Genomic DNA, 24,905 nt, shown 5'->3' with positions numbered 1-24,905 from the left:
GATGGCTTCGGCCGTTCTGGTCACTGATCTGTGGGTGGATGTGCTCGAGCCGGGGTCGGGGGCAGTGGCATCGATGGGAGTTGCTTTTGGTGACGGTGCGGGGCGACCCGGTGGTCTGGCGCGAGCCACGGTGGACGGTGCGGTCGATCTTGGCGAGCCGGGTGTCCGGGGAGCGTCACTGACTGAGCCGGTTCTGGTTCGGGCCGGTGAGCGGTGGTGGGTAGCGGTCATGGCTTTCGGGGGCACCGACGAGGCGACGGTGTCGGCAGCCCAGGTCCTCGACGGAGTGCCTCCGGTATGCCTGGGTGACGGCCCCTCGGGGGTGCCGGTCGTTCCGTCGCCGGCCCACGCCAGTGGCGCCCTTACCATCGGGGACCAGCAGTCCATCCCCGCTGAGCCTGGCCAGCTCTTGTCGAGTCTGTCGGGGCCGATTCCAGTGGTCTACTCGTCGCTTCAGGGGCCTTGACGCGACGGTGCCCCGTGCCGTGGCACGGGGCACCGCTGAGATCCCGACGTGGTCGGGGGACCGGTCAGTTGCCGGTGAGAGCCGAAGCGGCTTCCTGGCTGCAGTCGGCCACAGCCTTGGCATCCTCGGTGGAGAGGTTGGAGGCGGCGAGCTCGGTGGCCTTGTCGGTGAGCTCCTTGCCCTCGGCAGCCAGGCTGGACGCGTCTGCGGACGCCGGGTCTGCCATCACTTCCTTGGCCTTGGCGACGTAGGCCTCTACCGCCTCGCAGTAGGCAGCCACCTCGGGGTCGCTGCTGGCCGAATCGCCGGAGTCTCCGCCGTCCTCGCCAGAGGGGGCTTCGGTTGTATCTGTGGCCTTCTCGTCCTTGTCATCGCTGCAACCGCTGGCAAGGCCAGCGAGGAGCAGGAACGCAAAGAGGAAGCTGAGTGCACGCTTCATGGAGCGCATCCTTTCCCGTCAACTGTCGCGATCACCATGACCGCGACCGCGACAATAGGACCTGTACGGAGTGGTCGCGGTGAATCTTGTCCCATCACGTCGTTGTCGGCTCCTGCTCACCATCGGCGAGTGGACCGCAGGGACCATGGAGTCGGCCGATGGGCGAACCTTCTCGCACTTTGTTGACGGGAAGGTTGATAACAGGACACTCAGGTTTTATCATCGTGAACGTCCCACCCTGCTGTAAGCACGTGAGACGTGATCCAACCGCAGGCCCCTCAGTGGGCCAAACACAGGAGTAGCGCCATGCCCAAGGCCGTCGGAATCGACCTCGGCACCACCAATTCGGTCGTCAGCGTCCTCGAGGCCGGCGACCCGATCGTCATTCCCAACGCCGAGGGATCGCGTACCACGCCCTCGGTGGTGGCATTCGCCAAGAACGGTGAGGTCCTAGTCGGGGAGGTGGCCAAACGACAGGCCATCACCAACCCAGATCGCACGATTCGTTCGGTCAAGCGCCACATGGGCACCAACTGGACCATCGACATCGACGGGAAGGGCTACACCGCCCAGGAGATCTCGGCCCGTACTCTCATGAAGCTCAAGCGTGACGCAGAGGCCTACCTGGGAGACACCGTCACCCAGGCTGTGATCACCGTGCCCGCCTACTTCGATGATGCCCAGCGCACCGCCACCAAGGAGGCGGGCCAGATCGCCGGGCTCGAGGTGCTGCGCATCATCAACGAGCCGACCGCGGCCGCCTTGGCCTACGGCCTGGAGAAAGACACCCAGGAGCAGACGATCCTCGTGTTCGACCTCGGTGGCGGAACCTTCGATGTCTCGGTGTTGGAGATCGCCGACGGCGTGTTCGAGGTCAAGTCCACCCATGGCGACACCAGCCTGGGCGGAGACGACTGGGATCAGGCCGTGATCGACTGGTTGGTCGAGGGGTTCAAGGGAGACCACGGGGTCGACCTCGGCAAGGACAACATGGCGGTTCAGCGGCTGAAGGAGGCGGCTGAGAAGGCCAAGATCGAGCTGTCGCAGGTTCAGTCGACCCAGATCAACCTGCCCTTCATCACCGCCACCGATGCCGGTCCGCTCCATCTGGACATGACGCTGAGCCGGGCTAAGTTCCAGGAGCTGACCGCAGACCTGCTGGAACGCTGCAAGGTCCCGTTCGAGCAGGCCATCAAGGACGCCGGCCTCACCAAGGGCCAGATCGACCATGTGATCCTGGTGGGTGGGTCCACCCGTATGCCTGCGGTCACCGATCTGGTGTTGTCCATGACTGGGAGCGAACCGAACAAGTCGGTCAACCCAGACGAGGTCGTGGCGGTCGGAGCCGCGGTGCAGGCCGGTGTGCTCAAGGGAGACGTCAAGGACATCCTGCTCCTAGACGTGACGCCGCTGTCGCTTGGCATCGAAACCAAGGGAGGGGTGATGCACAAGCTCATCGAGCGCAACACCACCATTCCCACCAAGCGCACCGAGACCTACACCACCGCAGACGACAACCAGTCCCAGGTGGAGATCCACGTACTCCAAGGCGAGCGAGACATGGCCCAGTTCAACAAGACCCTGGGCAAGTTCAAGCTGGTAGACCTTCCTCCCGCCCCCCGGGGGGTCCCCCAGATCGAGGTCACCTTCGACATCGACGCCAACGGCATCGTCCACGTGTCGGCCAAAGACAAGGGCACCGGCAAGGAACAGTCGATGACGATCACCGGGCAGTCGTCGCTGTCCAAGGACCAGATCGATCAGATGGTCAAGGATGCCGAGGCCCACGCCGCTGAGGATTCCCAGCGCCGAGAGGAAGCCGAGGTGCGCAACCAGGCCGACTCGCTGGTCTACAGCGTCGAGAAGGTTCTCAAGGAGCAAGGAGACAATGTCCCCGGCTCAGAGAAGGACGCAGCCGAGGCCTCCTTGGCCAAGCTGAAGGAAGCCCTCAACGGTTCGGACCTCGAGGCCATCAAGTCGGGTCTGGAAGATCTCACCTCCACGTCACAGGCCTTCACCCAGAAACTCTACGAGGCCACCGCGGCCGACGGCGCTGGTCAGTACGACGCCTCGGCGGGCGCGGGTGCGTCATCGGCCGACGATGACGATGTCGTCGACGCCGAGGTCATCGACGACGAGGATTCCCAGTGACGGATTCGGACCAGCCCTGGGGAACCGAGGGGGTCGAGGACCCTCTCGGTCCGCCGGGGGTGGATGAACCCGCTGACGGAGACTCCGAAGTGGTGACCGATGCCGTGGCGCAAGAGGGTGAGAGCGGGCCGGAGACCGGGCCCGAGATCGATCCCGCTTCGGCCAGCGTCGAGGAGCTGATTCAGATTCTCGAGGTCACGACTGCGGCCCGAGACGAGTACCTCGACGCTCTGCGTCGCAACCAGGCCGATTTCGAGAACTACAGAAAGCGAGCTGCCCGCCAGGTCGCGGACGATTCGGCTAGGGCAGTCGAGTCCCTGGTTGACAAGCTCCTACCGGTGATAGATGCCTGTGAGGCCGCGGCCCACCACGGATCGGAAGAGGTAGCCCCGATCCATGCCGCCCTCCTGGGATCGTTGGAGAAGGAAGGATTGGAGCGCATCGATCCGCTAGGCGAGGAGTTCGACCCCACTCGTCACGAGGCCGTCATGCACGAACCGGCGGGGGAAGACGACACGACCACGGTCGTCGCCGTGGTCATGCGGGCCGGCTTTGCCTGGAAGGGCCGGGTCATTCGCCCAGCGATGGTGACGGTACGGGGCTGATCGTTGGAGGGTCTGGGTTGTCGAACGACGTCAACCCAGACCCTTACGCCCAAGTTGGCTAGGAGCTGATCCGGTAGACAGCCCGGTTGGAAGGAGGTGATCGCCAATGGCTGCACAACGTGAGTGGTTCGAGAAGGACTACTACAAGGTGCTCGGCGTCTCGGAGACCGCCGATCCCAAGGAGATCACCAAGGCCTACCGGAAGTTGGCCCGAGAGAACCACCCCGACGCCAAGCCCGGAGACGCGGCGGCTGAAGAGCGGTTCAAGGAGATCTCGGCCGCCTACGACGTGGTCGGTGACTCCGAGAAGCGCAAGGAGTACGACGAAGCCCGAAAGCTCGGACCGATGGGTGCCTTCGGAGGTGGCTCTGGTTTTGGGCCCGGTTTCGGTGGTCCCGGTGGACACACCTTCACCATGGACGACCTGGGCGGAGCCGGTGGGTTCGGCGACGTGTTGGGCAACCTGTTCGGAGGTGGTCGAGGCCGAGGTGGCCGCGCCCGGGGGACCGGCCCCCAACGGGGCGGAGACCTCGAAGCCGAGATGCACCTCGATTTCACCGACGCCGTCGGGGGGATCACCACCAGCCTCCACCTGGTTAGCGATGCCGCCTGCACGGTGTGCTCGGGCATCGGTGCCGAGCCCGGGACCGTGCCGCGGAGTTGCCCTACTTGTGGTGGCCGCGGCTCGGTGGAAGACGACCAAGGGTTCTTCGCCATGTCGCGCCCGTGCCCGGGCTGTGGCGGTAGAGGCTCGGTGATCGATACGCCGTGCCGCAACTGTGGTGGTAGGGGAATCGAACGCCGACCCCGAGAGGTCAACGTCCGGATCCCCGCTGGCGTGGGAGACGGGCAGAGGATCAGGCTCAAGGGACGAGGAGACCCCGGGCGCAACGGTGGCCCAGCCGGAGACCTGTACGTCACCTGTCGGGTGGCGCCCCATCGGCTGTTCCGAATGGACGGGCGCAACCTGAAGATCACCGTGCCGGTCACCTTCCCCGAAGCCGCTCTGGGAGCCACCATCGAGGTCCCCACAATCGACGGGGCCACGGTCAAGCTGAAGGTTCCCGAGGGCACGCCGTCGGGTCGGACGATGCGGGTCAAGGGTCGGGGGGTGCCTTCGGCCAAGGGGGCGGGCGACCTGTTGGTCACGGTCGAGGTGGCCGTACCCACCAGGTTGTCGTCGGCCGAGCGAGACGCCGTCCGAGCTCTGGCCGATGCCGCCACCGAGTCGCCCCGTCAGTCGCTTCTGGCCGACGGGTGAGGAGGTTCGAAATGTCAAGGTCACCACACCATGCCGTCTATGTGATTTCGGTGGCGGCCGAACTGGCCGGCGTCCACCCCCAGACCTTGCGCATCTATGAACGCAAGGGTCTGGTGGAGCCGGCACGCACCACTGGAGGGAGCCGCCGCTACAGCGACCTCGACATCGCCGTGCTGCTCCGCATTCAGGAGCTGACCACCGAGGGCCTGAACCTGGCTGGCGTCCAGCGGGTGCTGGCCCTCGAACGCGAGAACCGTGAGCTCCGTCAGCAGCTGGCCCAGGTGGAGGCCAACGCCCGAGCCCAGGTGGCCGAGGTCGAGCGCCGCCACCGAGCTGATCTGGTCCCGGTCCGCCAGTCAGTCGTTCTCTACGAAGGCAAGCGTCGCCGCAACCTGTAGGCCGGCACCGGCGGGTTTCCCGCCCAGCGGATCCAGGCTTGGGTCAACATGGGTGACGATGGGGACCCTCACTGATCCAGTGCTACCCGACTTCGACCTTGAAGAGTGGGCTCGCCAGTCCTACTTCGATCGGCTGCGGGATATGTGCGTCGACTGGTCGCGCCACGGGTTCGGCGTCCCGCCCGCGGCCTACCTGTTCTATGTGGTGAAGCTCATCTTGTACGTGGGCGGATTCGTGGCCGTGGCATCGCTCACTCCGGGGATCGGTGGCGTGACCGAGGTGGGGGACTGGTGGTTCGAGCCGATCGTGTTCCAGAAGGCGGTGATCTGGACGCTGCTGTGGGAGGTGATCGGGCTGGGTTGCGGCAGCGGTCCGCTCACCGGCCGGATGAACCCGCCGTTCACGGCCGTGATCTTCTTCCTCCGCCGGGGCACCGTGCGACTGCGGCCCTTCACCTGGATGCCGTTCACCGGAGGTGATGCGCGGACCGCTTTGGATGTGGTCCTCTACGTGGTCCTGTTGGGGTCGGGCGTCCGGGCGTTGATGTCGGCGCCGGTTGATGGTGCTGCCATCTGGCCGATGGTGGTGTCTGCGCTGGTCCTAGGTCTGCGAGACAAGACGGTGTTCCTGGCCATGCGGGCTGAGCACTACCTGTTGACCACATCTGTCTTTCTGTTCACCGCCGACGGCCTGGCTGCGGCCAAGGCGGTTCAACTGGCGTTGTGGATGGGTGCGGCTACCTCGAAGCTCAACCACCACTTCCCGAGCGTCATGACCGCCATGCTCACCAATCATCCCCTGAACCGTTCGGATCGGTTCCGTCGGGCGTTGTACCGCGACCATCCGACCGATCTGCGCAGTTCTCGGTTGGCGGCCACGATCGCCCATGGGGCCACGGTCGTGGAGTACGTCGCACCGCTCGTATTGGCCTTCAGTTCCGGAGGCCGCCTGACCACGATCGCCTTGGTGGTGATGGTCTGCTTCCACCTGGGAATCCTGTCGAGCTTCCCCCTGGGTGTTCCATTGGAGTGGAACGTCTTCTTCGTGTTCTCGGCGCTCACGCTCTTCGGCCATCACAGCGAGGTCCGCTTCTGGGAGATCGGCTCCCCGGCGCTGGCGGCGTTGTTGGTCGTGTGCGTGGTGGTGGTGCCGATCGTGGGCAACCTGTGGCCGGCCCGGGTGTCGTTCCTGGCGTCGATGCGGTATTACGCCGGGAACTGGGCGGCCAGCGTTTGGGTGTTCGCTCCGGGTGTGTACCAGCGGGTCCATGGCGCCCTGGTAACCCCCATCCCCTCGTATCTGGATCAGGTTGACACGTTCGTTGGAGCGGATCTGGCCCCGGTGGTGATGGCGCGAGGTCAGGCATTCCGATCCATGCACCTCCAAGGCCGAGCCCTGAACTCGGTGCTGGCCCGCGTGCTGGGAGATGACCCGGGGGGATTGGCTCAACTCGATCCGGTGGACGCGGGGGAGTCTCTGGTACTTCTCGATGGCGAGTTGGTGGCGGCCACCGCTCTGGGATGGAACTTCGGTGAGGGTCACCTCCACCACGAGCAGTTGCTGGCATCGATCTCGTCTCGGTGCCCGATGGAGCCGGGCGACCTGCGATGCGTGTTCTTGGAGTCTCAGCCACTGGCGGGCGTCAACCTTCACTGGCGGGCGGTGGATGCGGCCGTGGGCCCTCTGGGCGAGGGATTGGTTCGAGCGGCTGACCTGGTCGAGTCTCAGCCGTGGGCTCACGACGTGCCCCTTCAGACGTGAGGGTCCAACCGCCAGGCCGGCCGGATCCCCGAACATGACATAAGGAGGTGCGCCGATAGCCGAACCGACCCATAGAAACGGCATGTCTGAACCGAGGCGAAGCCTCGGTCTGATCACCCTCGCAGCGACGACGACTGGACCTATTCGCTCGGGCCCTAAGAAAACCTGAGTCAATGGTTGTCAACTTTCAGGGGTCGTCTTAGGGTGGCATCTATGGCGATGGACCCGAACCGTTGGACACTCAAGACCCAAGAAGCGGTCAACTCGGCCATAAGCCGAGCCACCACCGACAACAACCCCGAGGTCACCCCCGATCACCTGCTGGCCGCGCTCTTGGGCCAACCCGAAGGTGTGGTGCTCCCGATCCTGGAGAAGGTCGGGGTGTCCCCCACCCCGCTTCGCAATCGAACCGAGGACACGCTCGCCAAGCTGCCCAAGGCCTACGGGTCCGAAGCACGACTGTCGCGGCAGTTCTCCGAGGTGATGGAGGCGGCCGACACCGCCAGATCCGAACTCACCGACGAATACCTCTCCACCGAACATCTTCTCCTGGCCATGGCCGACCGGGTGGGCCTAACACGGGAAGAAGTCCTCGCTGCCCTTCGGGAGGTGCGGGGTAGCCACCGGGTCACCAGCCAGAACCCCGAGGACCAGTACCAGGCCTTGGAGAAGTACGGGCGTGACCTCACCGAGGCCGCAAGGCGGGGCAAGCTCGACCCCGTTATCGGGCGGGACGAGGAGATCCGTCGAACCATCCAGGTCCTGTCCCGCCGGTCCAAGAACAATCCGGTGCTGATTGGCGAGCCCGGCGTAGGCAAGACGGCCATCGTGGAGGGCTTGGCTCGGCGCATCGTGGAAGGCGACGTCCCCGAAGGGCTCAAGAACAAGCGTCTCATCAGCCTCGACATGGGCAGCCTGGTGGCGGGCGCCAAGTACCGCGGAGAGTTCGAGGAGAGGCTCAAGGCCGTTCTCAAGGAGATCACAGACGCCGAGGGTGAGGTCATCACCTTCGTCGATGAGCTCCACACCATCGTCGGTGCCGGAAAGGCCGAGGGGGCGATGGATGCCGGCCAGATGATCAAGCCCATGCTCGCCCGCGGTGAGCTCCGCCTCATCGGAGCCACCACCCTGGAGGAATACCGAAAGTTCATCGAGACCGATGCCGCTCTCGAGCGCCGGTTCCAGCAGGTGTACGTGGGGCAGCCCACCGTGGAGGACACCATCGCCATCCTCCGTGGCCTCAAGGAACGCTATGAGGTCCACCATGGCGTGCGAATCCAGGACGCAGCGCTGGTGGCTGCCGCGGTGCTGTCAGACCGCTATATCACCGGCCGGTTCCTGCCCGACAAGGCCATCGACCTGGTCGACGAGGCCGGGTCCAAGTTGCGCATCGAGATCGACTCGTTGCCCACCGAGATAGACGTCGTCGAACGGCGCATCCGCCAGCTCGAAATCGAGCGGGTGGCTCTGGCCAAGGAGACCGACGACGCGTCCGTGGACCGGCTGTCCAACCTGGACAAGGACCTGGCTGACCTCCAGGAGCAGTCGATGGCCATGAAGGCCCATTGGCAGGGCGAGAAAGATGCCATCACCCAGATCCGTGATCTCAAGGAACAACTCGAAGCCAAACGTTCCGAGCTGGAGCGAGAAGCAGACCTGGAGAAGGCGGCAGAGATCCGTTACGGCCAGATCCCCCACCTCGAACGGCTGGTAGACGAGGCCACGTCTCGTCTGGGGGATCTTCAGGGCACCGAACAGATGCTCAAGGAAGAGGTAGATGAGGAGGACGTAGCCGAGATCGTGTCCAAGTGGACGGGTGTGCCCGTCAGCCGTCTCATGGAAGGGGAGATGGCCAAACTGGTTCGCATGGAGGAGGTCCTCCACGAGCGAGTCGTAGGTCAAGACGAGGCCGTGGTGGCGGTGGCAAACGCCATCCGTCGGAGTAGGGCCGGGCTCGGAGACCCCAACCGGCCCATCGGCTCGTTCCTGTTCTTGGGTCCCACCGGTGTGGGCAAGACCGAACTAGCCCGGACCTTGGCCGATTTCATGTTCGATGACGAGCGGGCCATGGTCCGCATCGACATGAGCGAGTACATGGAGAAGCACGCCGTGTCCCGGCTGGTTGGCGCCCCGCCTGGTTACGTCGGGTACGACCAGGGTGGCCAGCTCACCGAGGCCGTCCGTCGTCGGCCCTATGCCGTGATCCTGCTCGACGAGATCGAGAAGGCGCACCCCGATGTGTTCAACATCTTGCTCCAGGTCCTAGACGATGGACGCCTCACAGATGGCCAGGGCCGCACGGTCGATTTCACCAACACGGTCCTGATCATGACCAGCAACCTGCCGGGTGATCCGCTCACGCTGTTCAAGCCCGAGTTCGTAAACCGGATAGACGAGATCGTTCGGTTTCGAGCTCTCAACGAGAGCGATCTGTCCCACATCGTCGGCATCCAACTCCAGGGTCTCAGGTCCAGGTTGGCGGAGCGGCGGATCGGGCTGGAGGTCACCGAAGGGGCCGAGCGAGCCTTGGCCACCGAGGGATTCGATCCCGCGTTCGGGGCCCGGCCCCTCAAGCGGGTCATCCAGCGCGAGATCGGAGACCGCCTGGCCCTCATGGTGCTCGAAGGTCAGGTCACTGACGGGGCGACGGTAACCGTGGATGCCAATGCCGAAGGAGCGATCACCCTGACGGTGTGAGTTCGCCCTTTGAACTATCGAAAGGGCAGAACGCGTTCGGACCCCGGGATTGCTCCCGGAGTCCGAACGTGCGCTGGTCCCGTGGGACCCCGGGCCGAGGCCCGTGATGGAGAGGCGCCGGTGGGCAACGGCGGGGTGTTCCCCAGCGTCGACCACGTCTCTGGGTGACCAGGGGCCGACGTCAGGGAGCGAAGGTCACCAGGGTCTGGGTCTCATAGGCGGCGTTGACCGCTCCGCTACCCGGGTAGGTGAACACCCCGTAGTTCGGGTTGGTGCTCGTGCTGGTGTTCACGGTGACGACGGCCTCGAACCGCCCGGACGAGTCGATGGTCACGTAGGCGGCACCGGTCCCCGTCGGGTCGAGGATGGCCCGGGACGAAGCTGGGAGCGCCCACTTCTGGTCGACGACGGTACGGGTGGCCGCGGCGGCACCGGTCGAGGGCTGCCAGGCGGAGGCGAACTTGCCGAAGATCACGTAGGTACCGGTGGGCTGGCCGGTGAGCGGCGGGCGGGTACCGGGGTTGGCCGTGGGGTCGAATCCGTAGCCCCAGACCGTGATCTGGTCGCCAGGGCGAAGATCTTCGGTGCGGGAGACCACAACGCGAGGGGTGTTGGCCAGGGTCTTGGGCGACAGGTCAGGGTTGAAGCTTGCCGTGATGGGGTCGAGGGCGACGTTGGATCCGTAGAACTGGTCGAACCCGATGAGGGTCATGGCGGCGTTCATTCCGGTCATGGGTGCGTCGGTGATCGAGTAGTTGCCGCTGCCGTCAGGGTTCAGGGTCTGAGCCGAGAGGTCGACGGTCGCGAACGGAACGTCCAACGCGGCCTGAAGGGAAGGCAGCGGGTTGGGGTTCGTGCCTTGGTAGGGCCGGTAGTTGAGGTCGGCGACCAGGGTTCCAGTGGTTCCGGCGATCTCCAGGCGGGGGTTCCAGATGGAGACATCGAGGACGTGGCTGGTGCCGGCGGCGTGAGCCTTCATGGTCGCTCCGCCAGAGAACTGGACCGTTCCGGTGTCGGTGTTGTTGTCGAAGGTGGCCCACTCGACCTGCCACCGGAATGGACCCTTGCCGGGTCCGGGACCGTCAAGCCATTCGACGCCTTCCTGAGTTGTGATCTGACCGCCCCCCGGGCCGGCGGCGTAGGTGCGGAACGAGGACCGAACGCCCCAGGTGCCGTTGCAGGCCGCAAGGACCACGGACGCGACGGCCAGGGCGGCGGCGGAGACGAGTCGGCGTCGCCGACGTGGATTGCGGTTCGACCCCGATGCGTTTGCCGGGGTGGGATCCATGGAGGAATGGATTGGTGTATGCATAGTGAAAGGTATACCTAACACAATGGGTACCGGTCAGTAAACACGAGCTGGCCTTGGCCCCCCGGGCCGCGGAGCACCTGGTGAGATCCAAGCGTTACCGTGGTCGCCCGTGGCCCGGACCGACTGGAACCCGGTGTTGCGCGGAGAGTTCGACCAGCCGTACTGGCGAGACCTCCAGGCCTTTGTGGTCGCCGAACGCGACACCGGCACCGTCTATCCGCCGGCCGAAGAGGTGTTTGCCGCTCTGCATCTGACGCCTCTGGCCAGCGTGAAGGCCGTGATCTTGGGCCAGGACCCCTACCACGGTCCCCGACAGGCTCACGGCCTGTGCTTCTCGGTCCGCGACGGCGTGGCCCCGCCCCGTCGCTGCGAAACATCTTCCGGGAGCTCCACGACGACCTCGGGGTGGCGATCCCTCGCACGGGCGACCTGACGCCCTGGGCTCGACAGGGCGTTCTGCTGCTCAACACGACCCTCACCGTGGGTGCCGGTCGTGCTGGCTCCCACCACGGCCACGGCTGGGAGCGCTTCACCGATCAGGTGATACGCGCCGTATCGGCCCGAACCGAGACGGTCGTGTTCGTGCTCTGGGGTGCCCATGCCCGTAAGAAGCGATCTCTGGTCGACACCTCACGTCACGTCGTCATCGAGTCGGCCCATCCATCTCCGCTCTCGGCCCGAAATGGCTTCTTCGGGAGCCGTCCCTTCTCCCGTGTCAACACCGCGCTAGCGGCCGCCGGTCGTCCACCGGTGGATTGGTCACTGACCGCCTGAGCCAAGCCCCTTGCTTCTGGCGACCCTCACCGGTTGTTCAGGCGCTGGGACGGGTGGTGGTGGTGGCCGACTCGTCGGGTGGGTTCACGAACTCGACCACAACATCGTCGGCACCGGCCCGCATGGCCAGATCGGTGAGGGTCTCTCGGGCGTTTTCCTCGGCTCGTTCCAAGACCCCGGCCTCCAATGCCGCCTTCTCGATCTTGTCTCTACCTCTGCGCTGCAACTCCTGGAGCTCACCGGGGTTGTCGTTGAAGAAGTCGGCGATCCGGTTGAACAACCCGCTGTCGCTCTCGACGACGTGGGACTCGTCGAGGTCGAGGTGGACCTCTGACAGTTCGGCTCGGGGCACGCGGAAGGTGACGATCCGTTCCCCTGTGGCCTCATCCACCGTGACCCGCGACTCCACGTCGGAAAGACGCACGATTCCATCAACCGAGCCCACCGCCTGATAGACGATTCGCTCGCCGGCCACGATTCCCGGGAGCCAACGAACGTCCACCTCGCGGTCTACCAACACCTGGAGGTTGCCCGACGAGGCGATCAGGTCGGCCTTGTCCTCGAGGGAGATCACCAGAGGCGGCGCAGACCGGTCGACCTCCTCTTCTTTGACCGGGTTTGAGAAGCGAGGAAGCAGCGACTGCGACTGGGCCACGGCGACGGCGACGACCAGGCCAGCCGCCACCAACAGGGCAGGCATGAAGCGGGATCGGGAACTGGACATTGGGTTGGGCCTCGGCAGGGGTCGTCGTGTGATCAGGTTGGCTCGGGCCGGTTCGAGCGGAGATCGCAGACCGGTATTCCAGCACGGGTAAGCCCCGGGTGTGACGTCACGGCAGTGTTGAGGGCGCGAGCCATTACCCGAGGAAGGGGGGCCTGCTACCTACGCTGGACCCGTGAGTCCAGAACCTCCACCCCGGTCCGGGCCTCGACGGCCGCCACGTCCGGGAGGATCACCCGATCCGAACTCCATCGATCCGGCTGCCGCCGGTCCCGAGGCCCATCCGGGATCGAGCCCGCGACAGCACCGGCCCAGGCCTTCGCGACCTGACCCGGTCCCGCAGAAGCCGACGTCAGGGCTCCCACCCCAGGCCGGGCGGTCTCGCTCGCCTTCGTCGACCGAAACAACTCGGGGAGGTGATTCACGGACGCCGCGGTCGCCGTCGCCCGGGTCTCGGGTTCCAGCGGGGAGCAACCTCGGGTCGGCGAGACCGGTTGGCCAGTCGGGTTCTCACGCCACGGCCGCCTCCACAGTCGCCGGCTTGGCGGCCGCCAGCCGCGTCGATCGGGCCCGCCAAGCCGAACGGGACCGCGAGATGCTCCGTCGACGACTGATCATCGGTGGCGGGATCATGGCCGTGGTGCTCTTGATCGTTGTTGCGGTCTCGGCCATCTCGGGTCGAGAAGGTGGCGACGAGGCCGCGTCCGGTGACGGAGACACGGTTACCGCCACGTCACAGACGACGGTGGCACCGGGACTGGCCCCTCCTACGACCGTGCCGTTCGATGGTTGGGTGGATCCCGCCACGTCGGGGCGACCGTGGAGCTCGGAGATCGTGGGGCAGCTCACATTCCGAGGCAACCCGACGCGTAGCTACTACGGCCTGGGTCCTGTGCCCACCGCGCCCGAGATCCTGTGGCGCTACCCCGAGTCGGGCGGCATGTGCGGTCAGTCCGCGGTCGGCGGACAGGCCAAGACGTGGTGCGGAACCGGTTGGACCGGCCAACCGGCGGTTTGGCTGGAAGACGGCCGCACCTGGGTGGCCTTTGGCGCCTATGACAAGAACGTCCACTTCATGGATGCCGAGGATGGATCCGACATCCTAAGCCCGTTCGACATCGGTGACATCGTCAAGGGATCGGTCACCCGCGACCCTGACGGTTACCCGCTGCTCTACTCGGGCAGTCGAGCAAACTTCCACGTGATCGCCATGGACCGTCCCTCGGGTGAACCCGAGAGTCTGTGGGAGCTCACGGCCAAGGCGGTTTCTCCAACCCGGTGGAACGACGACTGGGACGGCTCACCACTGGTGATCGACGACTTCTTGTTCCAGGGCGGAGAGAACTCCCAGATCCACATCATCAAACTCAACCGTGGCTATGCCGCTGATGGCACCGTCACCGTCGATCCCGAGATCGTGTTCAACGCACCAGGTTGGGACGAGGAGCTGACCGCGGCCCTACGTGGATCCGGCTCACGGGTAGAGGACGTCTCGATCGAGAACTCGGTGGCGATCTCGGGCAACACCCTCTACTTCACCAACTCGGGGGGCTTGGTCCAAGGTTGGGACATCGGTGGCCTCAAAGACGGCAAGACTCCCGAGCGGGTCTTTCGGTTCTGGACCGGGGACGACACCGACGCCTCGATCGTGATCGACCGGCAGGGCTTCTTGTACGTGGCTCAGGAGGTGGAGCGGTCCTCATCGAGCGACCGCCACGCCGAGGTGGGCCAGCTGATCAAGCTCGACCCGACCAAGCCGGACGATCCGCTGGTCTGGTCGGTGGAGGACCCGCACGGCTTCTGGGCCACCCCGGCCCTGTACCGAGGGGTGCTCATCGCCCCCACCGATAGCGGCCGGATCGTTGCCGTGCACCAGATGACCGGAGACATCCTGTGGGAGAAGAAACTTCCTGGCCCGACCTGGTCGTCGCCGGTGGTGGTCGATGACGTATGGGTCCAAGGCGACTGCAACGGGGTACTCCACGGGTTCGACCTGTCCGACCCCCGCGTCGAGCCCACTGAGCTGTGGAATGTGCAGCTAGAAGGATGTGTCGAGTCCACCCCGACGGTGTTCCAGGGACGGATCTTCGTGGGGGCCCGTGGTGGAGCCTTCTACGCCATGGGTGACCCGGGGGCCTCGTCGACCGAGACCACCGAGAGAACCGGATCGTCCTCGACGCGCTAGATCGACGTCCCGGACCGAGTGCTCAGGACCCGAGCGGATAGGTCCAGTCGTCGTCGCTGTGAGGTTGATCGAACCGAGGCCTCGCCTCGGTTTAGCGATGCCGTATTCATGGGTCGGCTCGCCTGTTCGATCGCCTCCCTAGACAGGTTTCAGTCGTGGCGATCGCGTCCAGAACCTCGAGCCGGCTGGCCTTCCACGCTGGCCAAAGTGACGCCGCCACCGCGAACACGGCGGCCAGGATCACGATGAACCCGATCTCACCCGGGTTGGCCGAGAACTCGGTGATCCCCTGAGAGCGCAAGGCCAGGACCATGATCCAGCTGAGCGCCAGTCCGACGCCGATTCCCAGGGCGGTTCCCATCAGGGCCACGATCACGGCTTCCCAACGCACCGAAGAACGAAGTTGGGAACGGCTCATGCCCATGGCCCGAAGGAGTCCGAGCTCGCGGGTCCGCTCGTGGATCGACAGCGACAACGTGTTGGCGATGCCGATCAGGGCGATCAGGATCGAAACCGCCAGCAACCCGTAGATCACGTTCAACAGCGCCGAGATCGAGTTCACCAGGCTGCTGGTGTACTGGTCACGGTCCTGGAGGGTCATGGTCGGGTAGTTCTTGACCTGGGACTTGAGCGCAGCCCGGACGTCATCGGGTTGTACCCCTGGGTCGAGCTTGACGCCGATGCGGGCCACGGTGGGCTGGCGGACCAAGCGGGCCGAGTCGGCGCGGGTGATGGTCCAGTCCCCGAGGAAGGAGGCGTCGTCGCTGATCGCACCGACCTTCAGCGTGACGGCTTGACCCGACGGGCCCAGGATCTCGACCTCATCTCCGATGACGAGACCTTGCTCCTCGCTCACGCGCTTTCCCACGATGATGCGACCCGGCGTGAGATCTGAGATGGAGCCTTGGGCCATCTGGAAGGTGAAGACCCGCTCAGCGGTGTCGGGGTCGAGGGCACCGATGAAGGCACCGACCTTGTCACCGTTGGGGACCTCAGCTTGTGCCACCAAGAGTTCGAGGGCGGCGACGGTCTCGACACCCCGGACGTTGGCAATGTCTTCTACCAACGCCGGTGTGGCCTCGGTGATGGAGAACTGGCTGGCGGGTTGAATCATGAAGTCGCCGTCGAACCCTCGACCGATAGCTCCGGCGATGGAGGCCTGGGTCGAGCTGGCGAACACAGTGATGAAGCTGACCAACGTGACGCTCACGATGAGCGCGGCCGCCGTCGAAGCCGTTCGCCGGGGGTTCCTCATGGCGTTCTGGCGGGCGATCGTTCCGGTGACCCCCTTGACCGAGGGCAGCCAGGCCCCCACGAACCTGGCGATGGGGCGGGCCCACACCGGGCCAAGGACGATGACGCCGAGCATCAGGAGAGCCATGCCCAAACCGACGGCCGGAAGATCGCTGTCGGGCAGGTCACCGCCCAGGGCCGGGCGGATCATGAACGCGGCCAGAGCCAACAGGACGACACCCGAGGCGGCCCGTAACCGAGAGCTGTGGGACCGGTCGATCGCCACCTCCCTCAGCGCGGCCAGCGGGGGTACTCGGGTGGCCCGGACTGCGGGCATGAGGGCTGCAACCGTGGTCACCCCGAGACCGGCCACCGCGGCCAGGACCACGGTGGAGGGCTGGATCACCAGCGTGGTCTTCGGGATGTCCACGCCCAGAGCATCGAGCAAAGCGAAGGCCCCAGCCGCCAAGAGGATCCCCGCGCCGACACCGAGCAGGGCCGAGACCAGACCGATGATCACCGCTTCCAACAGAACCGACCCGAGTACCTGACGGCGCCCGGCGCCGATGGCCCGCAGCAGGGCCAGCTCGCGCGTCCTCTGGGCCACCAGGATGCTGAAGGTGTTGGAGATGATGAACCACCCCACGAACAGGGCGATGAAGGCGAACACCAGAAGTGCGGTGGTGAAGAACCCGAACGCCTCTCGCATCTCGCTCACCGATTCGTCGGAGAGTTCCTGGCCGGTGATCACGTCGGCCCGAGGGGCCACGTTCGCCTTCTTCAGCGATGCCACCAGTGCTTCGGGCGTGACACCTTCTTCGGCCCGCACGTCGATCTGGTCGACCTTGCCTTCCTTGCCCACCAGCCTCTGGGCTGTACCCAACGTGGTTCCGACGAAGGTCGACCCGGCAGCAGAGTCGGCCTCGCCGAACTTGGATATCCCGACCAGATCGAACTGTTCAGGCCCAGTGGCCCCGATGAGGGTGATCCGGTCGCCAAGAGCGAAGCCGCCCTTTTGCACTCCCCCCCGGTCGATGATCACCTCGTCGTTGGCCTCTGGAGCCCGACCCTCGAACACCTGGTAGGAGTTGAGCTGGTCATCCGCGGTCCACGAGCCGACGATCGTGGGAGGGCCGGCCCCACCTATGGGGTCTCCCTTGGAGTCCAACAGGGTGAGATCGAAGGCCGTTACCCCGCCCTCGGCGGCCGCCACCCCGGGGACCTGGCGGACCTTGTCCACCGTCTCTTCGGGCAGGACGTCTCGGATGGCCCCGTCGAAATCGCTCTCGAAGAGCTCGGGCCCCCGGACTACGGCATCGATGCCTTCGCCGAGGTCGCTGAACAGATCCTCGAACACCCGCGAGAGAGTGGAGTTGAGGACGAGGGTTCCGGCCATGAAGGCCACGCCCAGCACCACGGCCAGACACGTCGATACGAGGCGCAACTTGTGGGACCACAACGAGCGGAGGGTCGTCTTGAGCATGGGGAGACCTGAGTTGAGGGGAGGTTGAACGGTGAAGGATGAACGCGGTTGACGCCGGGAGGGCGCTACTCGCCGAAGGTCTTCATGAAGTCCACGACCGACTCGGTGGTGGGCTGCGCGATCTCGTTCACGATGTTGCCGTCGGCCAAGATCAGGACGCGGTCGGCGTAGCTGGCGGCCACTGGGTCGTGGGTGACCATCACGATGGTCTGTCCGTACTCGCTCACGGCCCGGCGCATGAACGACAGGATCTCCGAGCTCGACCTCGAATCGAGGTTCCCGGTGGGTTCGTCGGCGAAGATGATCGCCGGCTTGCTGGCCAGAGCTCGGGCGACGGCCACCCGCTGTTGCTGGCCACCGGAGAGCTCGCTGGGTCGGTGGGTCAGGCGGTTGGCCAGACCGACCGTGCCGACCACCTCGTCGAACCAAGCTCGATCCACGTCTCGCCCGGCCAGCGACAAGGGCAGCACGATGTTCTCCTCGGCGCTGAGGGTGGGGATCAGGTTGAAGGCTTGGAAGACGAAGCCGACTCGGTCTCGCCGGAGTCGGGTCAAGGCCTTCTCGCCCAGGTCGGTGAGGTTCACCCCCTCGATCCACACCTCGCCGGAGGTGAGCGAGTCGAGCCCCGCCAAGCAGTGCATGAGCGTGCTCTTGCCTGAACCAGACGGGCCCATGATGGCCGCGAATCGGCCGACCTCGAAGTCGACCGTGACGCCGGCCAAGGCGTTTACCGCAGTGTCACCCGAGCCGTAGACCTTGCGAGCGTCGACGGCCCGAGCCGCCACCGAGCCGTTGTCGGCGGGGGGTGGGGCGCGGCGGATTCAGGAGCGGTGACGGACATGGGCGACATCTTGTCATCTGATCGGATCACTTCCACCGCAACTATCTGGGTCGCGCCATGTGCGCGAACAAGTCATTCCGGAGCAGCGGGTGGCTGGCACTAGCATCGACCCTCGGTCTGAACGCCGATGTGAGGAGCGCGACCGTGCCTGCGACCGTGATGGTCGGAACCCAATGGGGTGACGAGGGGAAGGGAAAGTTCACCGATCTCGTGGCCAGGGACATGAACCTGGTGGTGAGGTATCAGGGAGGCCACAACGCAGGCCACACCCTCGTGGTCGACGGTCAGAGCTTCGCCCTTCAGCTCTGTCCCAGCGGGATCCTCTACAGCCACATCACCCCCGTCATCGGAAATGGCGTGGTGGTCGATCCTCGGGTGCTCATCGCCGAGATGGACATGTTGATCAGCAAGGGCGTGGACCCGTCCCGTCTGAAGGTGAGCGGGAACGCCCACCTGATCCTGCCCTACCACCAAGAGCTCGACCGGCTGATCGAACGCCGCCTCGGTAGCCGCAAGCTCGGTACCACCAAGCGGGGGATCGGCCCGACGTACGCCGACAAGGCATCTCGCGTCGGCATCCGCGTCCAGGATCTCCTCGATCCCGCCATCTTCCGGGCCAAGCTCGAGATCATGGCCCGCGAGAAGAACGCGGTGTTGGCCAAGGTGTTCAACCAGCTTCCCCTCGATCCCGATGAGATCGCTCGGGAGTACCTGGAAGACTGCGCGCCTCGACTCGCCCCCCACATCGCCGACACCGTCACCCTGGTGCACGAGGCGTTGGAGCGAGACGAACATGTCTTGTTCGAAGGGGCCCAGGCCACCTTCTTGGATCTCGACCATGGCACCTATCCGTTCGTCACGTCGTCGAACCCGGTGGCGGGCGGGGTGTGCACCGGGGCCGGTGTGGGGCCCCGATACATCGATCGGGTGATCGGGGTTGCCAAGGCGTACGTGACCCGGGTCGGCACCGGTCCGTTCCCGACCGAGTTGGCCATCTCTACCGAGGCCATCGGGGGCAAGTCCGCCGCCGATGCCGATGCCGAGGAGATCCGCCTGGGTGATCACTTCGTCGAGGTCGGTCGGGAATACGGAACTGTCACCGGCCGACGCCGCCGTCCGGGCTGGTTCGATGCGGTGATGCTGCGTCAGGCCGTTCGGCTCAACTCGCTCTCGGAGTTGGCCATCACCAAGCTCGACATCCTCGACGGGCTCGACACGGTCAAGGTGTGCGTGGCCTACGACGTGAACGGCGAGCGCGTGACGCACCTGCCGTACCACCAGAGCGACCTCCATGCTGCCGTGCCGGTCTACGAGGAGCTGGCGGGATGGAGCGAACCTCTGTCGACCATCACCGAGACCGGCCAGCTTCCCGCCGCCGCCGAGGCCTACCTGGCCTTCCTGGAGGAACAGGTTGGAGTTCCGGTCACCTTGGTCGGTGTGGGGCCAGGCCGCGAGCAGTTCGTCCAGCGGGGTGGGGAGTGAGGTCGGTGGCGGCCAGCCAGCAAGGCCAATCCCCGTTCGGTCCGGTACGGGTGATGCGGTGAAGGTCGTGGTGGTCGGCTCAGGCGGGCGAGAGCATGGCCTGGCCGAGGTGCTGGGCCGCACGGCCGAGGTGATCGTGACTCCTGGCAACCCGGCCATCCCCGGTTCGACTACCGAGCCGGTCGAAGATCTCGTGGCCGACGGGTCGGTCGACCTGGTCGTGATCGGTCCGGAGCAGCCCTTGGTCGATGGTCTGGCCGATCGGTTGCGGGCCGCGGGCGTCCGGGTGTTCGGCCCCGGTGCCGACGGTGCCAGGCTGGAGGGGTCCAAGGCCTACATGAAGGACCTGCTGGCCGCGGCCGCCATTCCCACCGCCCGCTACGGAACCTTCGAACAGGTCGATGAGGCCGTCGAGTTCCTCGACACCTTGCCCGGCCCCTACGTGGTCAAGACCGATGGACTGGCGGCAGGCAAGGGGGTTTTGGTGACCGGGGATCGCGCCGAAGCCGAGGCCGACATCCGGTCCAAGTTGGCCGGAGATGCCTTCGGAGATGCTGGACGGCGAGTGGTGGTCGAGGAGTTCCTCACCGGACCGGAGGTCTCGGTGTTCGCCGTGTGCGACGGGACCAAGACCGTTTGCCTTCCTCCGGCTCAGGATTTCAAGAGGGTGGGAGATGGAGATTCCGGTCCGAACACCGGAGGGATGGGCGCGTGGTCGCCTCTGCCCTTCGCTCCCGATGACCTGGCTGATGTGGTGGCCCGTACCTTCATCGAGCCGACACTGGCCGAGCTCCGGTCACGCGGGATCGACTACCGAGGCGTGTTGTACGCCGGTCTGATGCTCACCCCTGATGGCCCCAAGCTGCTCGAGTACAACGTCCGCTTCGGTGATCCCGACTCCCAGGTGGTCCTTCTCCGCCTCACCTCGGACCTGGCTGAGTTGTTGTGCGCTGCCGCCGACGGCGACCTGAGCGCGGTGCCCGAGCCCGAGTTCGCCGACGACTTCGCGGTGTTGGTCGTGGCGGCCAGCGAGGGATACCCGGCAACGCCCCGGTCCGGAGACCGAATCGTGGGGTTGGAGGCGGCACGCCAGGTCCCGTCGGTGACGGTCCTGGGCGCGGGGGTCGACGTCGATGACGCCGGGTCGCTGATCAGCAAGGGCGGGCGGGTGATCAACGTGGTCGGTCGTGGGTCGGACGTGAGCACGGCGCGGGGTCGTGCCTACGAAGCGATCAGTCACATCGATTGGCCCGGGATGCACCATCGCACCGACATCGCCCGGTGACCGGCATCCCTTGACCGGTCCCGATCCCAGGCTCACGTCGAGCCATTGATCCGAACAATCCAACGTTTCGAGGAGGAACATTGAGCGAGTACAAGGTTGCGATCCTGATGGGTTCGCCCAACGACCGGCCCAAGATGGATCCGGCCGCCGAGACCTTGGCGGCCTTCGGCATAACCGCCGACGTTTACGTGATGTCGGCCCATCGGACTCCGGCCAAGGTGGCCGATTTCGTGAGCCGGGCTCGATCAGAGGGCTACGCCGCCATCATCTGCGGTGCTGGGATGGCGGCTCACCTGGCTGGTGCCGCCGCGGCCCACACCACCCTTCCGGTCATCGGTGTCCCTCTGTCGGGGGGAGCCCTCAACGGGGTCGATGCCCTGTACGCCACCGTTCAGATGCCACGAGGGATTCCGGTGGCCACCGTGGCCGTGGATGGTTCGGTCAACGCCGCACTCTTGGCGGTCCAGATGCTGGCCATCTCCGACGAGAACCTGGCCGATGCACTGGTCGAGGACCGTGAGGCCCGGGCCGCCGTCTCCTGATATCGACCGCGGCACAAAACGCTGTCACCCCCGCTCCGAGGGAGCGGGGGTGACAACGAACAGCAGAAGCAAGGAATCGGGTGCCCGGCGCACCGGGCGGTCTGACCGTGGGTCAGGCGTGCGATCCGTCGTGGACGAGGCGTCCCAGCGCCGAGCGCTGACCGGGTGTGAGCAGCGGCTCCAAGTCGGCGCTCGTCGGTTGTGGGGCACTGGAGCCAGCTCCGACCAGGGCAGGTTCAGCGGAACGTCGAGCGGCTTTGGCAGCTTGGCGCTGCGAACGCTTCTGAGCCCACGAGGAGCGAACCCCACTGGCGGGGGTTCCACCCTGGGGCCCCGACGGTGGGTCCTGGTGGTTGTGGTGGTCGGAATCCCCGAAGAGAGCGGGTGCGTCGCTGAAGCCCATGGCGGGAACCGAGGTCGGCGTGGCATCGGGCTGGAATGTGGGCCGAGGACCCGACCGCACGCCGGATGCCCGCAGGGCGCAGCCCACGCAGAACGGTGGCTTCTTGGGGCCGAACGAATAGACCAAGCACCGAGCACAATACGAGCCGTGGCAGCTCCGGCATTCACCGGTGGATGGCTCCTCCATATGGCGCAAGCAGTAATTCATGTCCCGGTCTCCCTCCGTTCCGATGAGGTCGTTAGAACCTTCGGTACCGAGTCCACAAAGGTGAAGCATCATTCGGGTTCTGGCCCGAAAATGGGCCAGATGGCCCCCTCGGCCTCAGAGTAGGACCATTCGGCCCATTTCGCCACCGTGGGTGGGGATGGCGGGCTGTGGTTGCACGCTCGGTGGTTCACCAGCGGGTGCCGATCCGGCCACCCTGAGGGCATAGAGGGGGCCGTTGTTACCATCTGTTCGTGACGACCGACATCCCCAACGTTCTCGCCCAGCGCTACGCCAGCTCCGCCATGACCGAGGTGTGGTCGGCCCGCAACAAGGTCGTGCTCGAACGACAGCTCTGGCTGGCTTTGCTTCGGGCTCAGACCGAGCTCGGAGTCCTGGTTCCAGATGGTGTGATCGACGCCTACGAGACCGTCGTGGGCCAAGTCGACCTGGCTTCCATTGCCGAGCGGGAGCGGGTGACCCGTCACGACGTCAAGGCCAGGATCGAGGAGTTCTCGGCCCTCGCCGGTCACGAGCACATCCACAAGGGGATGACCTCCCGCGATCTGACCGAGAACGTGGAGCAACTCCAGGTGAAGGCAGCGCTGACCCTGGTCCGTTCCCGGATGGTCACGACCCTGGTTCGGTTGGCCGAGCGGGCCGCCGAGCATTCGGCCACGGTCATCACCGGCCGAAGCCACAACGTTCCGGCGCAGGCCACCACCCTGGGCAAGCGGTTTGCCAACGCCGGCCAGGAGCTGTTGGTGGCCTTGGCCCGGATGGACGACCTGATCGCCCGCTACCCGCTGCGCGGCATCAAGGGGCCGGTGGGTACCCAACAGGACATGCTCGACCTCCTCGGATCACCCGAGGCGGTCGATCGGCTCGAGACGGCGGTCGCCGAGCACCTCGGCTTCGAAACCGCACTCGACAATGTCGGGCAGGTGTACCCGCGCTCGCTTGATCTCGACGTGATCTCGGCATTGGTGCAGGCCGCGGCCGGACCTTCGAGCCTGGCCACCACCATCAGGCTGATGGCCGGCCAGGAGTTGGTCACCGAGGGCTTCAAGCCCGGCCAGGTCGGGTCCTCCGCCATGCCGCACAAGATGAACTCGCGGTCGTGTGAACGCGTGAACGGGTTCTCTGCGATCTTGGCCGGCCACCTGGCCATGGTCACCCACCTCGCCGGTGACCAGTGGAACGAAGGAGACGTGAGCGACTCGGTGGTGCGCCGTGTCGCTCTGCCTGATGCCTTCTTTGCACTAGACGGGCTGTTCGAGACGTTCCTGACGGTACTGGCCGAGTTCGGTGCCTACCCGGCCGTTATCGACCGGGAACTGGAGCGGTACCTGCCCTTCCTGGCCACGACCAAGGTGCTGATGGCTGCCGTGCGGGCCGGCGTGGGTCGCGAGCAGGCACACGAGGCCATCAAGGAGCACGCCGTGGCTGTGGCGCTCGAGATGCGTGAGCAGGCTGCCAGTGAGAACACGCTTTTGGACCGCCTCGCAGCCGACCCCCGGCTCGGTCTGGACAGAGACGCCATCGGTGCCGCCGTCGCCCGACCGATCGACTTCGTGGGAACGGCCCCGGCCCAGGTAGCGACCTTCGTCGCCACGGTGGAGAGACTGGCCGAGGCAGACCCAGAGTCAGCGGCCTACCGACCCGGCGCCATCCTTTGATCGACCGGTGCAGATGGGTGGAGCGGGTGGGCCTCCGGTAGCGTCGCCTCCATGGTCGACATCTCCCTTCCACATCTCTCATCGGGCAAGGTTCGAGATATCTACGACGCGGGTGATGGTCGGCTGCTGCTGGTGACGTCAGACCGGATCTCAGCCTTCGATGTGATCATGGACGAGCCCATCCCGGACAAGGGCCGGGTTCTCACCGCCATGTCTGCGTTCTGGTTCGAGCTCTTCGCCGACCTGGTCCCTGGCCACCTCATCTCCACCGACCTCGACGACATGCCCGCCGAGGCCCGCCACCCGGACCTCGCCGGTCGGGTCATGTTGTGCCGCCGGGCCGAGATGTTGCCCATCGAGTGCATCGTGCGCGGCTACATCACCGGATCGGCCTGGAAGGAATACAAGGCATCGGGCACCATGCACGGCGCCACCCTGCCCGCTGACCTGTTGGAGTCGGCGCAGCTGCCTGAGCCGGTCTTCACCCCGTCAACCAAGGGCGAACTAGGTGAGCACGACATCAACCTCAGCTTCGACGAGGCCGTTGATCTGGTGGGCCGGGACCTGGCCGAACGGGCCCGTGACGTGTCTCTGGCCGTGTACCAGCGCGGCGCCGAGTGGGCGGCGGAGCGCGGGATCGTGATCGCCGACACCAAGTTCGAGCTGGGTCTGGTGGACGGTGAGCTGATCTTGGCCGACGAGGTCCTCACGCCGGACTCCTCGCGCTTTTGGCCCGCTGACCAATGGACACCGGGCACGACCCCTCCCTCGTTCGACAAGCAACCGGTGCGCGACTACCTCGATGGACTCGACTGGGACAAGAGCCCGCCGCCGCCGCCGTTGGGAGTCGACGTGGTGGCCGCCACCAGGGCCCGCTACATAGAGGCCTATGAGCGCATCACCGGGCGGTCGTTCGCCGATTGGCCGGGGGTGAGCTGAACCCGATCCGTTCGGGTTCAGCAGAGTCGAGGGCCTGTGCGAC

At 65.7% G+C, this 24,905-nt stretch carries 19 protein-coding genes and 1 pseudogene; 14 read left to right on the top strand and 6 right to left on the bottom strand.

Annotated features, from left to right (window positions below; translation table 11 throughout):
• The first annotated feature begins 1 nt into the window (after position 1).
• Positions 2 to 466 carry a hypothetical protein gene (locus IPG97_05150; GenBank protein ID MBK6855948.1) on the top strand — a complete coding sequence of 155 codons (465 nt, stop codon included), beginning with the start codon at positions 2 to 4 and terminating at the stop codon, positions 464 to 466.
• Between the two features lie 64 nt (positions 467 to 530).
• Here IPG97_05150 and IPG97_05145 read toward each other — a convergent pair whose 3' ends face one another.
• On the bottom strand, positions 531 to 905 hold the full coding sequence (locus IPG97_05145; GenBank protein ID MBK6855947.1) for a hypothetical protein: 375 nt from the start codon (positions 903 to 905) through the stop codon (positions 531 to 533).
• Positions 906 to 1,211: 306 nt separating this feature from the next.
• Here IPG97_05145 and dnaK point away from each other — a divergent pair, with 306 nt between their 5' ends.
• The 6 genes from dnaK to clpB all read left to right on the top strand — a co-directional run bounded on the left by dnaK (position 1,212) and on the right by clpB (position 9,779).
• Positions 1,212 to 3,056: a molecular chaperone DnaK gene (gene dnaK, locus IPG97_05140; protein MBK6855946.1), complete on the top strand. Its 1,845-nt coding sequence runs from the start codon at positions 1,212 to 1,214 to the stop codon at positions 3,054 to 3,056.
• The gene (locus tag IPG97_05135; GenBank protein ID MBK6855945.1) at positions 3,053 to 3,661 is read left to right on the top strand and encodes a nucleotide exchange factor GrpE; all 609 of its coding nucleotides are present in this window, start codon (positions 3,053 to 3,055) and stop codon (positions 3,659 to 3,661) included. Before dnaK ends, IPG97_05135 begins: the two co-directional genes overlap by 4 nt.
• 106 nt (positions 3,662 to 3,767) lie before the next feature.
• Positions 3,768 to 4,922, top strand: a complete 1,155-nt coding sequence (gene dnaJ / locus IPG97_05130) for a molecular chaperone DnaJ (GenBank protein MBK6855944.1) — start codon at positions 3,768 to 3,770, stop codon at positions 4,920 to 4,922.
• Positions 4,923 to 4,933: 11 nt separating this feature from the next.
• The gene (locus IPG97_05125) at positions 4,934 to 5,320 is read left to right on the top strand and encodes a MerR family transcriptional regulator (GenBank protein MBK6855943.1); all 387 of its coding nucleotides are present in this window, start codon (positions 4,934 to 4,936) and stop codon (positions 5,318 to 5,320) included.
• Positions 5,321 to 5,378: 58 nt separating this feature from the next.
• Entirely contained in the window at positions 5,379 to 7,082 is a 1,704-nt protein-coding gene (locus IPG97_05120; GenBank protein MBK6855942.1) for a DUF3556 domain-containing protein, read from the top strand.
• Positions 7,083 to 7,301: 219 nt separating this feature from the next.
• On the top strand, positions 7,302 to 9,779 hold the full coding sequence (gene clpB, locus IPG97_05115) for an ATP-dependent chaperone ClpB (GenBank protein MBK6855941.1): 2,478 nt from the start codon (positions 7,302 to 7,304) through the stop codon (positions 9,777 to 9,779).
• A 181-nt stretch (positions 9,780 to 9,960) separates the two neighbouring features.
• On the opposite strand, the gene IPG97_05110 is transcribed toward clpB, so the two are convergent.
• The gene (locus IPG97_05110; protein MBK6855940.1) at positions 9,961 to 11,067 is read right to left on the bottom strand and encodes an HtaA domain-containing protein; all 1,107 of its coding nucleotides are present in this window, start codon (positions 11,065 to 11,067) and stop codon (positions 9,961 to 9,963) included.
• A 133-nt stretch (positions 11,068 to 11,200) separates the two neighbouring features.
• Between IPG97_05110 and ung the strand changes: the two are divergent.
• Positions 11,201 to 11,865: pseudogene (ung, locus tag IPG97_05105) on the top strand (uracil-DNA glycosylase).
• A gap of 37 nt (positions 11,866 to 11,902) precedes the next feature.
• Here the strand turns inward: ung and IPG97_05100 are convergent.
• Positions 11,903 to 12,565: a DUF4230 domain-containing protein gene (locus tag IPG97_05100; protein MBK6855939.1), complete on the bottom strand. Its 663-nt coding sequence runs from the start codon at positions 12,563 to 12,565 to the stop codon at positions 11,903 to 11,905.
• A gap of 562 nt (positions 12,566 to 13,127) precedes the next feature.
• On the opposite strand from IPG97_05100, the gene IPG97_05095 reads away from it, so the two are divergent.
• Complete coding sequence (locus tag IPG97_05095; GenBank protein ID MBK6855938.1) at positions 13,128 to 14,771, top strand: PQQ-binding-like beta-propeller repeat protein; 1,644 nt, start codon at positions 13,128 to 13,130, stop codon at positions 14,769 to 14,771.
• A 106-nt stretch (positions 14,772 to 14,877) separates the two neighbouring features.
• On the opposite strand, the gene IPG97_05090 is transcribed toward IPG97_05095, so the two are convergent.
• Together IPG97_05090 and IPG97_05085 are read right to left on the bottom strand one after the other, a co-directional pair.
• Positions 14,878 to 17,487: an ABC transporter permease gene (locus IPG97_05090; protein MBK6855937.1), complete on the bottom strand. Its 2,610-nt coding sequence runs from the start codon at positions 17,485 to 17,487 to the stop codon at positions 14,878 to 14,880.
• 65 nt (positions 17,488 to 17,552) lie between these two features.
• Positions 17,553 to 18,308, bottom strand: coding sequence for an ABC transporter ATP-binding protein (locus tag IPG97_05085; protein MBK6855936.1), 756 nt, complete (start codon positions 18,306 to 18,308; stop codon positions 17,553 to 17,555).
• A gap of 164 nt (positions 18,309 to 18,472) precedes the next feature.
• Between IPG97_05085 and IPG97_05080 the strand changes: the two genes are divergently transcribed.
• The 3 genes from IPG97_05080 (at position 18,473) to purE (ending at position 21,637) form a co-directional block, all read left to right on the top strand.
• Entirely contained in the window at positions 18,473 to 19,810 is a 1,338-nt protein-coding gene (locus tag IPG97_05080) for an adenylosuccinate synthase (protein ID MBK6855935.1), read from the top strand.
• A gap of 58 nt (positions 19,811 to 19,868) precedes the next feature.
• On the top strand, positions 19,869 to 21,095 hold the full coding sequence (gene purD / locus IPG97_05075) for a phosphoribosylamine--glycine ligase (GenBank protein ID MBK6855934.1): 1,227 nt from the start codon (positions 19,869 to 19,871) through the stop codon (positions 21,093 to 21,095).
• A 107-nt stretch (positions 21,096 to 21,202) separates the two neighbouring features.
• Positions 21,203 to 21,637 (top strand): 5-(carboxyamino)imidazole ribonucleotide mutase, encoded by a 435-nt coding sequence (gene purE, locus IPG97_05070; GenBank protein MBK6855933.1) that lies wholly within the window; start codon positions 21,203 to 21,205, stop codon positions 21,635 to 21,637.
• Between the two features lie 112 nt (positions 21,638 to 21,749).
• Here the strand turns inward: purE and IPG97_05065 are convergent, their stop codons facing one another.
• A complete protein-coding gene (locus IPG97_05065; protein ID MBK6855932.1) occupies positions 21,750 to 22,166 on the bottom strand; it encodes a hypothetical protein in 417 nt (138 codons plus the stop codon).
• 326 nt (positions 22,167 to 22,492) lie between these two features.
• Here IPG97_05065 and IPG97_05060 point away from each other — a divergent pair, with 326 nt between their 5' ends.
• Together IPG97_05060 and IPG97_05055 are read left to right on the top strand one after the other, a co-directional pair.
• A complete protein-coding gene (locus tag IPG97_05060) occupies positions 22,493 to 23,923 on the top strand; it encodes an adenylosuccinate lyase (protein MBK6855931.1) in 1,431 nt (476 codons plus the stop codon).
• A gap of 51 nt (positions 23,924 to 23,974) precedes the next feature.
• Complete coding sequence (locus tag IPG97_05055) at positions 23,975 to 24,862, top strand: phosphoribosylaminoimidazolesuccinocarboxamide synthase (GenBank protein ID MBK6855930.1); 888 nt, start codon at positions 23,975 to 23,977, stop codon at positions 24,860 to 24,862.
• The last annotated feature ends 43 nt before the right edge of the window (positions 24,863 to 24,905 follow it).

Source organism: Microthrixaceae bacterium, from assembly GCA_016702505.1.
GTDB lineage: Bacteria > Actinomycetota > Acidimicrobiia > Acidimicrobiales > Iamiaceae > Aquihabitans.
The sequence above is the reverse complement of the archived record's forward strand: the minus strand, read 5'-3'. Positions and strand labels throughout refer to the sequence as shown.

Coding starts and splice junctions, on each gene's coding strand:
- purE (MBK6855933.1), top strand. CDS start 21,203: ATGGGTTCGCCCAACGACCGGCCCAAGATGGATCCGGCCGCCGAGACC.
- IPG97_05100 (MBK6855939.1), bottom strand. CDS start 12,565: ATGCCTGCCCTGTTGGTGGCGGCTGGCCTGGTCGTCGCCGTCGCCGTG.
- clpB (MBK6855941.1), top strand. CDS start 7,302: ATGGACCCGAACCGTTGGACACTCAAGACCCAAGAAGCGGTCAACTCG.
- IPG97_05120 (MBK6855942.1), top strand. CDS start 5,379: ATGGGGACCCTCACTGATCCAGTGCTACCCGACTTCGACCTTGAAGAG.
- IPG97_05150 (MBK6855948.1), top strand. CDS start 2: ATGGCTTCGGCCGTTCTGGTCACTGATCTGTGGGTGGATGTGCTCGAG.
- IPG97_05145 (MBK6855947.1), bottom strand. CDS start 905: ATGAAGCGTGCACTCAGCTTCCTCTTTGCGTTCCTGCTCCTCGCTGGC.
- IPG97_05110 (MBK6855940.1), bottom strand. CDS start 11,067: ATGGATCCCACCCCGGCAAACGCATCGGGGTCGAACCGCAATCCACGT.
- IPG97_05090 (MBK6855937.1), bottom strand. CDS start 17,487: ATGCTCAAGACGACCCTCCGCTCGTTGTGGTCCCACAAGTTGCGCCTC.
- IPG97_05125 (MBK6855943.1), top strand. CDS start 4,934: ATGTCAAGGTCACCACACCATGCCGTCTATGTGATTTCGGTGGCGGCC.
- dnaK (MBK6855946.1), top strand. CDS start 1,212: ATGCCCAAGGCCGTCGGAATCGACCTCGGCACCACCAATTCGGTCGTC.
- IPG97_05055 (MBK6855930.1), top strand. CDS start 23,975: ATGGTCGACATCTCCCTTCCACATCTCTCATCGGGCAAGGTTCGAGAT.
- dnaJ (MBK6855944.1), top strand. CDS start 3,768: ATGGCTGCACAACGTGAGTGGTTCGAGAAGGACTACTACAAGGTGCTC.